Raw genomic sequence first — 12,176 nt, 5'->3', positions numbered from 1 at the left:
GCACAAAAAGAATCGGCCCCGGAAACACCGGGGCCGATTCGCTCCACAAGTCAGCTCGAGCCAGGCCAGAGGGGGTGGCGCCGCCCGAGCTCACTTTTCAACGGGCCGGCTTGATCAGGCGCGACCCTCCGATCGATCAGTCGAACTTGTAGTCAAACGTGAGGAACCACTCGCGACCGTTGTATTCGCTGGCGGTCTGCCCCGTCGTGACGAACTCGAAGCCGCCGGCGTAGTAGGGGATCGCACCGACCTTGTCGAAGATGTTGGACACGGTGAGCTTCAGGCGGGTGTCTGGGTTGATCTGGTAGCCCACCGAGCTGTTCCAGGTGATCCACACCGGCGTCCTGCCGCGGTACGTGGTGTCGGCGACGTTCACCGGGTTGCCATCCTGCGTGACCTGGCAGATGCCGGTGCTGATCGACTGGCTGCCGTTCACGACGTTGACCATGCCCGGCTGGATGCCGTTGGGCAACACGTTGCAACCGGCGTAGTTCGGGGCACGCATGCTGCCGTCGCGCACGCCCGAGATCGACACGTTCCACTTGCCCTTGGTCCAGTCGCCGATCCAGGTCATGCGGCTCGCCACGTTGTTGTAGCGGGTGTTCTGCAGCGGGTCGGAAGCGAGCACACGCTGCTTGTACTCGAGGTTGTTGGTGTAGTTGATGGTGGCGCGGAAATCGCCGCTGTCTTCGGTGTGCAGCTTGTAGTCGAGCAGCGCATCGATACCGCTCACATACAGCGACGCCTCGTTGATCGGGCCGGACTGCTCCGACACGATCTGGCCAGCCGCATTGCGCTGGACCATCTGGGTGACCATCTGGCAGTACTGCGAGCCCGGCACGTGCGCCGTGTACGGCGACAAGGCCGAGGTGCCGCTTGCCTGCACGCCGGTAAGACACCCGGCCTCATCGGTCAGCACGGTGTCCGCACCGAGGTACTGGATGGCGTTGTCCACGCCCATGTGCCAGTAGTCGACCGACATCGACAGGCCCTGCACGCCCGGGATCTGCCACACGAAACCGTAGGTCCAGGAATGACCGGTCTGCGGCTCCAGCAGGCGGCTGCCGTTCGTGTACAGCGTGTAGTACTGCGAGGTCGGGCGTTGCACCAGGTTGCACCACGTGCTGTTGGACTGGCCCGACTTGATGGCGTTGATGCATTGCAGGGGGTCGATGTAATCACCTACCGGCGAGGTCGAGCCGGTCAGGTAGATGGCCTGCATGTCCGGCGCCTTGAAGTTGGTGCCGTAGCTGCCGCGCAACAGCAGGCTGTCAAACGGGCGGTATTCGATGCCGGTGCCCCAGGTCTTGGCAACGTCGGCCTTGCTGGCGTCGTTGTACTTGTCGCCGCGGCCGGAAATGGTCCAGGTCAGCGAATCGAGCAGCGGTATGCGGAACTCCGTGCCCAGCGAGAAGCGCTGGCGGGTGCCTTCGCCGGTGAGAAACGCGCCAAACGGGTTCTGGAAGGTGGTCGGGTCGAGGCCGCGGATATCGGGCGAGAGCTTGAAGCCGTTGTGCGCGGCTTCCAGCACCGCGGCCCAACCCACCGAGTCGTTGACCCACGGCAGCTTGAACAGGTCACCGTTGATGCGGAACTGCGCCTGGTCCAGCCACGATGACGACGTGTTTTCGCCATTCACCGCGAACTGGCTGTACTGCTGCGGGTTGATCGGATTCCACCACTGCTGCCAGTTCATCGCATAGATCGGATCGCCGGCGGCGGTGGTGCCCAGCTGCTTGCCGAGGAAGAAATCGTTCATCCCCTTCTGGTTGTAGGCCGTGTAGTCCTCGCGCACGGTGTAGCGCTGGCTGTTGAGGTTCAGGTCCCAGTGGAACTGGTTGTCGAATATCGAGCCGCGCAGGCCGAGCTCCAGGTTCCAGTTCTGCTCGCGGTCGTGGGTATTGGCCGAGGTGCCCATTTCCGTCGCGGTCAGCTGACGGATGGCCTGGCTGATGACCTGGCCGGTGGTCTGGTCGTAGAACTGGCCGGTGCCAAAGGCATTCAACTGCGTGTTGGACGTGCCCACCGTGTCATACAGCGCGGCCGAACCGTACAGCTGCAGGCCGTTGGAGAAGTCGTACTCGCCGCCCAGGTAGCCATTGGTGCTGCGCGTGCCGCCGGTCAGCACCCAGTCCTGGAACAGATGGGGCTGCGCGCAGTAGTAACCGTTGTCGGTGATGCTGGCGATCTGCGTGCCGTTGGTGGTGACGGTGTGCGACTGGGCCAGCTGCGAATTGGTGAATTTCGAGCAGGTGCCGGTGGGCGGCGTGATGTATTGGCCATTGGCGTCCTTCGCGGAGAGGGCGATGGCGCCGGCTGCGTCGTACTGGTAGCCGAACATGCGCGCGGCCGGGCCCCAGGCGCCATAGCCCGCATCGGAGACCGAGTCCTGGTACGGACGATCATGGCCCCACAGCGCCGTGCGGTTGGTCTTTTCCAGGTTGTACTGGATGTGCCAGTTCTCGCCGGACTTGCCGCCGAGGAAGTTGATGTCGCCATAGCTGCGGCCACCGCGGGTGGCGCCGCCGCCCGTCACCTGCAGCTCGTCACCCTGGTAGTTCTTCTTAAGGATCACGTTGACCACGCCCGCCACGGCGTCGGAGCCGTAGATCGACGAGGCACCCGACGCCAGGATTTCGACATGGTCGATCATGCCGGTCGGGATGTTGTTGTAGTTCTGGAAGTTGCTCTGCTTGTTCAACGGCTGCGGGTAGTCCACCACGCGATGGCCGTTGATCATCAGCAGGCTGAAGCCAGGGCCCAGGCCGCGCAGATTGACCGAGCGCGCATTGACCGAGCTGGAGCCCCACGAGGGCGAGTCCGAAACCTGCTGGCCCACCTGCGGTAGCGAATCGAGGAATTCCCACAGCGTGGTGAAGCCCTGCGCCTTGATCTGCTCGCCGGTAATGGAGACCACCGGGGCGGGTCCTTCGACCTCCACGCGCGGGATCATCGAGCCGGTCACCGTGATCGCCTTCAGGTCGACCGCCTTGGCCGGCTTGGCATCCGACGGTGCGCTCGATGGCGCCTGCTGTGTCGATGACTGGTCGCTGGCGGGTGATGCCGACTGCGCGAACACATGCGGCGTGAAAAGTGCGAGCGCCAGGGAACTGGCGAGTACGCTGCGTCGTAGACAGGTGGTGCTCATGACTAATCCTCCCCGTAAAGCTTCAATGTTGTGATTGCTTTTGAGTTGTGCGCTCGCCAGCTCGGCTCACTTCTTTGCGTTGTGTTCGTTCGCCTGCCGGCCCGCTGTTGCGGTTCCCCTGACCGCAACAGACGCTTCAGGCCGCCCGGATCGCGACAAGGCCCCGTGACGGCTTTGTCTGCTCGTTCCCGCTCCAACCACGGGTGATTGCGCACGGACCATCACGGAGGGTTGCCCGCGTCCATGCCATGCATCGATCATTCGTTTTCGCGCGCGTCCACGGCGCACACGCCGGGTGCTGCGCCGCCATGCCGGCTATTGGCTGTATCGAGCTCGTGCCCCGCATACCACCTCTCCCCGCGATCGTGCCGCCCGGCCCCGCCTTTTCGTCAGGTCCGATTCATATACGAACTAAGAGTTCATATGTGAGTTGCGTAGAGTTATAGGCCCAATCTGGATCGATGCAAGTTGCACTGCAACAATAATGCGAACGGTTCGCCTGATGACTCGAGATATGTCGCGTAATGATCTGATGTATATAATGTTTTCGCCACGCTTACGGCGAGTCGGGAGGGGCGGTTTTTGCCGCGAAGCCTGTCACCAGGCTGTCTCCGGATGGGTGGATAAAAGTTGAGCGGGCAGACCGCAGGGTTGCCCTGCGAGTGGCGCGCGCTTCAATGCCGTCAACCTGGGCGCAAGCGGCGACCAGGCGGCGATGCGAATTCGGGTGGAGGATCGTCGGGCTGCCGAGCCAGGGTGGCGTTCGGGCGAGATGACCTTTGCCGCGACGACGCAGGTCGCGGATGAGTGGTGCGCCAAACGCAAGCGCGGCTGCCCGTTCGATCCGGTTCGGTACTCAGTGCATCGACAGCGCCCGGCGGACGCCTCGTGCCATCACGCGGGCACGTAGGTCAGCCGGATCACGCGTTCGCCGATCAAGTCGTTGGCCACGAGGCGGAGCGGCGGGCGAGGGCCCGCGAAAAATGGCTTGCCGTGGCCAAGCACGACAGGGTGAACATAAAGTCGATACTCATCGATGAGGTCAAGCCCGGTGAGGCTTTGCGCCAGATCCGGCCCGGCGACTTCGATGTCACCGGCGTGCCCGGCCTTCAACCTCCGTATGGCGGCTTCGACGTCATCGGCCACAAGGGTTGCGTTCGGGCCGACTGGCTCCGGCGAGCGCGACACGACCCATTTCGGGCGGCTTCGCCATGCCACCGCGTAATCGCGTTCATCGGCACCCCATTCGGGTCGGTCCTCGTCCCAGTAGCGCATGACCTCGTACATGCGGCGGCCGTACAGCATGCCCGTCAGGTCGCGCACGCGCTGCGTGAAATGGCGAAAGAGCGCCATGTCAGGCGGCCCCAGCTTCTGGTGATCGACATAGCCATCCAGCGACGTGTTCAATTCGAAGACCAGCTTGGCCATGGATTGTCTCCCGTCGAGGCCTTCCGGGTAGCTTGGGCTGCCGCCGTGCAGAAGTAAAACCGGAAGCGATCCGCGCGCCGTGTCGCTGGTGGACCGGCCGCCAGGCTTGATCCCATGAGCATCGATGCGATGGCATCGGGTGATGCCTGCGCAATACTCGAGGCTTGCACCGAGGCCGGCGGACGGCTGTCAGCCGAGGCGTGTCCGCAGGTGGCGCGAGCCGAGCAGGATCATCGTCACCATCTGGGTCATCTGATGGATCAGTTCCGCATCGTCCTCGATGGGGCGATCCAGCGCGTGCGCGCCCATCGCGAAGATCAGTCGCGTGATGGCTTTGGCGGCCACCGCGGGGTCGTGCAGGGGCTGGTCGGCGGCCTCGGTCAGTCGCACCAGCTCAACCCGCAATTCCTCCTCGAAGAAATCGAGCTGGCGGTCGACGGCGCGCTTGAAGGCGTCGGACCCGGCCGTTCCTTCGCGCAGCAGCACCTGCAGCAACCCGTCCTCGGACCGTACCTGGGACATGAAGGCTTCGACGGAGCCGCGCACCACCGCATGGCCACTCACCACGTTGACGCGCGCCTGGTCGACCACCTTGCGCAAGGCCTCGCCGGACAGCTCGATCAAGGCGACCGCGAGTTCGTCGATGTCGCGGAAGTGCCGATAGAAGCTGTTGGGGGCGATGTCCGCTTCGCGCGCCACTTCACGCAGGCCGAGGCTGGAGACGCTCCGATGCGGGCCCAGCAGGCGCAGGGCCGCCGCCAGCAGGTCATCCCGGCTGATCTGGGACTTGCGCCCGGCTTCGGAGGCGTCGTTGGCGGCGGCTTGAGGCATCGGTTCGGGTCGGAGGGGCTCGCGAAAGAATAGCAGACAGCTGTATAGACAACCGTATATACACTTGTATATATGATTGTATAATGACCCCATGGTAACCGCTATTCGCCGACCCCATTGGCTGTCCCGCCTCAACGCGGCATGGGCCCCGCCTGCCGTCCTCGACTTCTGGCTGTCCCGCCTCAATCCCCTGTGGTCGTGGGGTGACGCACGCGCCCGGGTGGTCGAGCGCCGGCCCGAAGCCGAAGGCGTCACCACGCTGGTGCTCAAGCCGAACCGCCATTTCCGCGGCTTTCGCGCCGGACAGCACATGAATATCGGTGTCGAGATCGACGGCGTGCGCTACACCCGCTCCTATAGCGCGTCCGACATGCCGCGCGCGGATGGGTGTATCCGGATGACCGTGAAGGCGGTGGAGGGCGGCAAGCTCGGTGTGCATCTGCAGGCCCTGGCCGTGGGCAGCGTGTTGCAGCTGGGCCAGGCGTTTGGAGAGCTTTGCGTGCCCGCCGGACAGGCGCCTTGCCTGATGCTGGCAGCCGGTAGCGGCATCACCCCCATGCTCGCCCTTGTCCAGGCGCAGGCCGCGGCAGGATTTCCCCGGCCGGTGCGGTTGGCATACTGGGCCCGCACGCGTGCCGAGCTGGTGCAGGCCGCCACATTGCGGGGCCTGGCGGCGCGCCATCCGAACTTCCATGTGCACTTCATGCTGACCGGCGAGACTGCGCACGCCGCGGACGAGTCGGCGGGGCGAATCGATTCGCACCACCTCGCCACGCTGTTGCCGGAAGACGGGCGGATTCACGTGCTCGCCTGCGGTTCGCATGGTTTCGTCGAACGCGCCCGCGCCTTGTTGCACAGCCGGTGCCTGTCCTTTCAGTCCGAGGCCTTCAGCCCGCCGCCGCGTGTCGTCGACGCGAGCGACGAGGGTCATGTGCGCGTCACCTTGCTTCAAACCGGCCGAACACTGGATATCGCGCGGAACAAGTCGTTGCTCGAGGCGCTGGAAGAGCAGGGCATCAAACCCCGGCACGGCTGCCGCATGGGCATCTGCAACACATGCTCGTGCGGCAAGCCCAGCGGCGCCACGCGCGCCCTGCACGATCGCAGCGTGCAACACGAACCTACCCAAGCCTTGCGGTTGTGCATGCACGCGGCGCAAAGCGATCTTTCCCTGGAACTCTGAACGTCATGCCCAAGATCAAGAGCCGCGCCCTGAGCCCGGAGGAACTGGATCGCTTCGGCGAGGAACTCGATGCACTGCGCGCCCGCACGCTGGCGACGCTTGGGCAGGGTGACGCCGACTACATCCGCAGGATCGTGGCCGGCGTGCGCTGGCTGGGGCTGGGCGGTCGCGTCGTGCTCATGGCTGGCGCGATACTGGGTGGCACCGTGCTGCCGTCGCTGCTATGGCCGTTGTGCATCCTGGGAACGGTGCTGCTTGGGCTGGCCAAGATCCTGGAGAACATGGAGCTTGGCCACAACGTCATGCACGGGCAGTTCGACTGGATGGGCGATCCCGCGCTGCAGGGGCGCAGCTACGAATGGGACATCGTCGGCACCAGTGACAACTGGCGCAAGACGCACAACTACAGCCACCACACCTGGACCAACGTGCGCGGGATGGATGACGACATCGGCTACGGCCTGTTGCGCATCTTCCCCGAACAGCGCTGGAAGCCCTTCTACCTGATGCAGCCGGCCATCGCGGTGGTGTTCGCGCTGCTCTTTGAATGGGGCGTAGCCCTGCAGGACCTGCGCATCGGTCGCTGGTTCGCGGGCAAGATGACGGGCCGCGCCTTGTGGAAGATGGCGACGCCGGTGGTGAAAAAGATCGGCAAGCAGACGCTGAAGGACTACGTGTTGTTTCCGCTGCTGGCGGGCCCGTTCTTCCTGCCCGTCCTGCTCGGCAACATCGTGGCGAACGTGATCCGCAACATCTGGACCTACGTGATCATCTTCTGCGGTCACTTCACCGCCGATGCGGAAGTGTTTCCCAGGGAAAGCGTGGTCAACGAAACCCGTGGCCACTGGTACCTGCGGCAGCTGCGCGGATCGTCCAACCTCACCGGTGGCCGGCTCATGAACCTGTGGAGCGGCAACCTGAGCCACCAGATCGAACATCACTTCTATCCCGACGTGCCGGCGAACCGCTACGCGTCGATGGCGGTGGAGGTCCGCGAGATCTGCGCCCGCTACGGCCAGCACTACAACACCGGCTCGCTGCCCAGGCAGTTCGGCACCGTGGTATGGCGCATCCTGCGTCATGCGTTTCCCAGCAAGCCGGGGCCGGCGCGGCCATTGATGGCTGCGGGCTGACGCGGGAGTGTGATTGCCCGTCGGGAGCGGTCGGCGGGACATGGAAAGCCGGCTGGCGGCGCGCATTCGCCAGCCGTACGTAGATTTACGCAACCCGCATTCCGTAGATTTGCAGTCGCGTTCCGCCGGGTTCCGCGAGCATGCTTTTCCGGTCGGTCGGGCCCGGCGGTCCTGCATTGACCCACCGTGGGATTCGTTCCGGAGGGTGGCGTGGTGTCACGCAACTGGAGCGCGCCGCCGTGCGACTCCGATCGAGTATAAGCGATCGGCGGGGAGTGACGATGCCGCGTGCCTGGCGCCCGTCAGCGGCAAGCAACCAGGCCATCGATCGCTCGTTCCGGGTCAATAGGATCGACCGCGCAGGGTGTTGTCGTCAGCAGGCAACCGACATGGCCGCACACACATCGCCAGATTTCATCGCAGAGATTTACCTGGTCCCGACGGAGTCCGGTGGTTGCGACAGCCACCTCTCGGGAGGTGAGTGGCGGAGCGTGGTGGAGATGGGCCATGAATTCTGGTCTGCGACCCTACATTTCGACGGCGAGCACCTGCAGGGCGAGTGGTTCGAGGTCGAGGTCCGGCTGCTCCTGGCCGACGTGGCGCTCCCGATGATGGAAGCGGGCATGAGCTTCGCTGTCTGGGAGGATGAATCCCAGGCAAGGGGTGTCGTGACGCGGCTGACACGACGTTCCGGTCAGGACCTGTCATGGTCCCAGGACAGGTCGTTGGAGGGCATCGGCGTGGTTCGGGCAGGGGCGGCCGCGTGACGGGCGTCGAGGAGTCCGCCGCCTGGCGTGCCGCGGAGCATTCGTGGCGTGCCGGTGCCGGTTGTCTTTTGGACGGCTAGCGGGCGCGATGTCGTAACCAGTTCAGATACAGGCCCTGCGCCCGGTCTTCCTGGCGTTGTCCTTCGCGCTCCTCGATCACGATGCCCCAGCGTGTTCGCGCGATGCCGCCTGTTTCGCTGTTCACCTGAACCTCTTCGCCGTGCGGCAGGGGCACATGCGTGGCGAGCAGCATGATGCCGTCGGCGTCGGAGATCAGCAGCGCGGGCTTGCTGACATCGTTGGCGCTCCATCCGCAGATGACGCGGATCTGCACGCGCTGGGGCGGCAGGTGGCTTCGATGGTCGATGTTCCAGCTGCCGGCGTTTTCGAGCAGGCGGTTGATCTGTGGATCATCCCAATCCACGTGGCCGACCGAAACGTCCGAGCGCGTCTTGTCGTGTCCCATGCTGCCCCCTTCTGATGGTCAAGCGCCAACGCAACCAAGGGCGATCCTTGCGGGTGATGCCACAGCCGGCGCGGCGCGGTTTGCCGTGCAGCTGCCGGGCTGGGGGTCAAGCTAGCACGGCCGTCGTGCCCGTGTATCGCCATGGGCGCTACAACCAATGGCTGATTGAGCGCCGCCCGTCTTGCGGCTTCGCATGGGTGTAGAGGCGCTTTTCAGTTCCCCAGGGATGGCGTGGGCCGATGAGCCAGTGCTTCGGACACTTCGTTGGCTGCTTCGACCAGCAGCTTCGTGGTGGTCGCCATGTTCAGTGCGGAGCCGCGGCGCTCGATGAAGGGGATGGTCATGGCGCACGTGGCCCGGCCGTGCTGCATGACCGGCGCCGAGATGTCGGTGACGCCGTCCACCACCTGGCTGGGAATGGTGGCGAACCCGGCGGCGCGGATATCGCTGATCGCGGTGTCGATGGCCGCGCGCTGCAGCTGGGGTTCGTGCGCGATCATCATGGTGAACCAGCGCTCGCGCGTTTCGTCGTCCTGCCACGCCAGCAACACGTGCCCCGAAGCGGAGTGCGAGATCGGACGCCGGTGACCCACGCGAACCACCAGGCCGATTTCGCCTGGCGGGTCGACGCGCGCGATCACCACGATCTGCTCCTGCGAAGGCACCACCAGGTGGCAGGACTGGTCGATGTCGTCCGCCAGCCTGTGCATGACGGGCAGGGCGGTCTCCACCATGCTCTTGACCGGCGGCTGCTCCATGCCAAGGCGGAAAAGCCGTGGCGTGAGCGAATAGCGGCCTTCGCCGTCCGGACGGCTGATGTAGTCGCGTTCTTCCAGTACCTGCAGCATCCGGAAGATTTCTCCGCGCGAACGGCCCACGCCTTCGGAGATCTCCGCGATGGTCAACGGCGCCACGGCGCGTGCCAGCAGCTCGAGGATGTCCAGGCCCTTGTCGAGGGCGGGAGCGCGGTATTTGGGAGACTCTGCGGCCATGGGCGTCCGTGGTGTTGGGTGGCTCGTCTGCGGTCTATGCGGGCGGGATCGCTTGCCTCCCCGACCGCGGCATGCTGCGCTGCAACTTGTTATACAGGTGAATTATAAGTTCATATTTGCACATGTGTGGCGCCCGGTGCACAAGGGCCGCATTCGCCAATCGCCGGAGGATGACATCTATGCACCCACAAGCCGCGTCGACAACGGCGGGTGGTCACTCGCACGGCAGCACGCCCCTGTTGCCCCTGGCCTTGATCGTAAGTCTTTTCTTTCTCTGGGGCGTAGCCAACAACCTCAACGACGTGTTGGTGGCGCAGTTCAAGAAGGCATTCACGCTGTCGGACTTCCAGGCAGCGCTCGTGCAAAGCGCGTTCTACCTCGGCTATTTCATCGTCGCGCTCCCCGCGGGCGCGTACATGCGGCGATACGGCTACAAGTCCGCGGTGATCTTCGGGCTGTGCCTGTATGGCGTTGGAGCCTTGCTGTTCTGGCCGGCAGCTGCCTACGCCACGTATGCCATGTTTCTGGCAGCGCTCTTCGTGATCGCCTGCGGGCTCGCCTTCCTTGAGACCTCGGCCAATCCGTACGTCACGCTGCTGGGTCCAGCATCGTCGGCTGCCGCGCGACTCAATCTTGCCCAGGCCTTCAATCCGCTGGGATCGATCACCGGTGTGCTGATCGGGCAGCAGTTCATCTTCACGGGCGTGGAACACACGCCCCAGGAACTCGCCGCGATGAGCGCGGGCGCGCATGAGGCCTTCATGAAGAGCGAGGCGGCAGCGGTGCAGCTGCCTTACCTGGTGATCGGCCTGGGCGTGATCGCCTGGGCGGGCGTGATCTGGCTGACGCGCTTTCCGTCGGTGGCGCACCGCGAGGATGGCGTGCCGGCCCCGCGCGGCGTGCTCAAGCGCCTGCTGCGCGACGGGCGCCTGCTCGGCGCCATTGCGGCGCAGTTCTTCTACGTGGGCGCGCAGGTCGCCGTATTCAGCCACATGATCCGCTACACGCAGGCGACCATGCCGGGCACGTCGGCCAAGTCAGCTGCCGGCTTTGTCACGGCGGGCCTGGTCTTTTTCATGGCGGGACGTTTTGCCGGCGCTGCCCTGATGAAGCACCTGAAGGCTTCGCGCGTGCTCGCGCTGTTCGCGCTGGCCAACGTGCTGCTGATGGCGGTGGCGGCGTTCATCGCGGGGCGTCCGGGCATCTATGCCTTGGTGGCGTCGAGCTTCTTCATGTCGGTGATGTATCCGACCATCTTCGCGCTCGGGGTGGAAGGCAAGGGCGATGACGAACGCAAGTTCGCGGCGGCCCTGCTGGTGATGGCCATCATCGGCGGCGCGGTGCTCACCGCGGCCATGGGAGTGGCGTCCGATTGCGTCGGCATTGCGCACGCGATGCTCGTGCCGGCGGTCTGCTTCGTGGCGATCTTCCTGTTTGCGCAACAGCACTGGCAGCGTGCGGTGGCCGGGGTGACGGCATGAACTGGCAATGCCTGGCACTGGACCTGCGCGACGATCCCGCGCTGATTGCCGAATACGAACACTGGCATCGACGCGAAAACATCTGGCCGGAGATCGTGGCGTCGATTCGCGAGGCAGGCATCCTGGACATGCAGATCTTTCGCACCGGAACGCGGCTGGTGATGCTGATGCGCGTGCCGGCGGACTTCGATGCCGACGCCAAGGCGGCCGCGGATGCGGCCAGCGAACGCGTGCAGGCCTGGGAGACGTTGATGTCCACCTTCCAGCAGCCGCTGCCGTGGGCGGCGGCGGGACAGAAGTGGGTGCCGATGCAGCGGATTTTTGATCTGGCTGAATGCGTCGGCTGACACGTTGGGCGCGATGTAACCGCTTCATGCAGGAGCGCACCTGGTGCGCGAACGACCGGCGAAGCGCCGCTGTTGGGTTCTGCGGTCGCGCACTGGGTGCGCTCCTGCAGTCGAGGCAATGGGCTGGTCGCAAGCACCCACCCCTTCACCCCGGCCCTCTCCTGGCAGGTAGAGGGGAAGGGAAGTGGAGGCTTTACGCGACACGGCGCGATGGCCTTCTTCTGCAGGAGCGCACCCAATGCGCGATAAAACCGACGAAGGATCGCGGCCGGATGCCGTAGTCGCCATGGGTGCGGCAGCGCCCATCGGTGGCTCCGTCGCAAGCACCCACCCCTCACCCCGACCCTCTCCCCGAAGGGGAGAGGGAGAAAGCGCCGCCGGCCCCGCACAGCGCGCTCAC

10 protein-coding genes are annotated in these 12,176 nt (G+C 64.9%); 5 read left to right on the top strand and 5 right to left on the bottom strand.

Annotated elements, in window-relative coordinates:
* Positions 1–136: 136 nt before the first annotated feature.
* From JMF82_RS02405 to fabR, 3 genes are all read right to left on the bottom strand, one after another.
* Positions 137–3,148, bottom strand: a complete 3,012-nt coding sequence (locus tag JMF82_RS02405) for a TonB-dependent receptor (RefSeq protein ID WP_201312940.1) — start codon at positions 3,146–3,148, stop codon at positions 137–139.
* Positions 3,149–4,042: 894 nt separating this feature from the next.
* Positions 4,043–4,576: a dihydrofolate reductase family protein gene (locus JMF82_RS02400; RefSeq protein ID WP_201312939.1), complete on the bottom strand. Its 534-nt coding sequence runs from the start codon at positions 4,574–4,576 to the stop codon at positions 4,043–4,045.
* Between the two features lie 189 nt (positions 4,577–4,765).
* A complete protein-coding gene (gene fabR, locus JMF82_RS02395; RefSeq protein ID WP_201312938.1) occupies positions 4,766–5,407 on the bottom strand; it encodes an HTH-type transcriptional repressor FabR in 642 nt (213 codons plus the stop codon).
* 91 nt (positions 5,408–5,498) lie between these two features.
* Here fabR and JMF82_RS02390 point away from each other — a divergent pair, with 91 nt between their 5' ends.
* From JMF82_RS02390 to JMF82_RS02380, 3 genes are all read left to right on the top strand, one after another.
* Complete coding sequence (locus JMF82_RS02390) at positions 5,499–6,590, top strand: iron-sulfur cluster-binding domain-containing protein (protein WP_201312937.1); 1,092 nt, start codon at positions 5,499–5,501, stop codon at positions 6,588–6,590.
* A 5-nt stretch (positions 6,591–6,595) separates the two neighbouring features.
* On the top strand, positions 6,596–7,723 hold the full coding sequence (locus JMF82_RS02385) for an acyl-CoA desaturase (protein WP_201312936.1): 1,128 nt from the start codon (positions 6,596–6,598) through the stop codon (positions 7,721–7,723).
* A 281-nt stretch (positions 7,724–8,004) separates the two neighbouring features.
* On the top strand, positions 8,005–8,490 hold the full coding sequence (locus JMF82_RS02380) for a hypothetical protein (protein ID WP_201312935.1): 486 nt from the start codon (positions 8,005–8,007) through the stop codon (positions 8,488–8,490).
* 76 nt (positions 8,491–8,566) lie between these two features.
* Here the strand turns inward: JMF82_RS02380 and JMF82_RS02375 are convergent, their stop codons facing one another.
* On the bottom strand, positions 8,567–8,956 hold the full coding sequence (locus tag JMF82_RS02375; protein WP_201312934.1) for a hypothetical protein: 390 nt from the start codon (positions 8,954–8,956) through the stop codon (positions 8,567–8,569).
* A 212-nt stretch (positions 8,957–9,168) separates the two neighbouring features.
* A complete protein-coding gene (locus tag JMF82_RS02370) occupies positions 9,169–9,948 on the bottom strand; it encodes an IclR family transcriptional regulator (RefSeq protein ID WP_201312933.1) in 780 nt (259 codons plus the stop codon).
* 179 nt (positions 9,949–10,127) lie between these two features.
* Between JMF82_RS02370 and fucP the strand changes: the two genes are divergently transcribed.
* Positions 10,128–11,429: an L-fucose:H+ symporter permease gene (gene fucP / locus JMF82_RS02365; RefSeq protein WP_201312932.1), complete on the top strand. Its 1,302-nt coding sequence runs from the start codon at positions 10,128–10,130 to the stop codon at positions 11,427–11,429.
* A complete protein-coding gene (locus tag JMF82_RS02360) occupies positions 11,426–11,776 on the top strand; it encodes an L-rhamnose mutarotase (RefSeq protein ID WP_201312931.1) in 351 nt (116 codons plus the stop codon). Before fucP ends, JMF82_RS02360 begins: the two co-directional genes overlap by 4 nt.
* Positions 11,777–12,176: the final 400 nt, after the last annotated feature.

Source organism: Dyella sp. EPa41 (genome assembly GCF_016586165.1).
Lineage (GTDB): Bacteria > Pseudomonadota > Gammaproteobacteria > Xanthomonadales > Rhodanobacteraceae > Dyella.
This window is presented reverse-complemented; position numbering and strand designations above follow the sequence as displayed.

Bases quoted from the DNA above. Each gene is read 5' to 3' on its own strand.
- JMF82_RS02405 (WP_201312940.1), bottom strand. From the start codon at position 3,148: ATGAGCACCACCTGTCTACGACGCAGCGTACTCGCCAGTTCCCTGGCG.
- JMF82_RS02400 (WP_201312939.1), bottom strand. From the start codon at position 4,576: ATGGCCAAGCTGGTCTTCGAATTGAACACGTCGCTGGATGGCTATGTC.
- fabR (WP_201312938.1), bottom strand. From the start codon at position 5,407: ATGCCTCAAGCCGCCGCCAACGACGCCTCCGAAGCCGGGCGCAAGTCC.
- JMF82_RS02390 (WP_201312937.1), top strand. From the start codon at position 5,499: ATGGTAACCGCTATTCGCCGACCCCATTGGCTGTCCCGCCTCAACGCG.
- JMF82_RS02385 (WP_201312936.1), top strand. From the start codon at position 6,596: ATGCCCAAGATCAAGAGCCGCGCCCTGAGCCCGGAGGAACTGGATCGC.
- JMF82_RS02380 (WP_201312935.1), top strand. From the start codon at position 8,005: ATGCCGCGTGCCTGGCGCCCGTCAGCGGCAAGCAACCAGGCCATCGAT.
- JMF82_RS02375 (WP_201312934.1), bottom strand. From the start codon at position 8,956: ATGGGACACGACAAGACGCGCTCGGACGTTTCGGTCGGCCACGTGGAT.
- JMF82_RS02370 (WP_201312933.1), bottom strand. From the start codon at position 9,948: ATGGCCGCAGAGTCTCCCAAATACCGCGCTCCCGCCCTCGACAAGGGC.
- fucP (WP_201312932.1), top strand. From the start codon at position 10,128: ATGCACCCACAAGCCGCGTCGACAACGGCGGGTGGTCACTCGCACGGC.
- JMF82_RS02360 (WP_201312931.1), top strand. From the start codon at position 11,426: ATGAACTGGCAATGCCTGGCACTGGACCTGCGCGACGATCCCGCGCTG.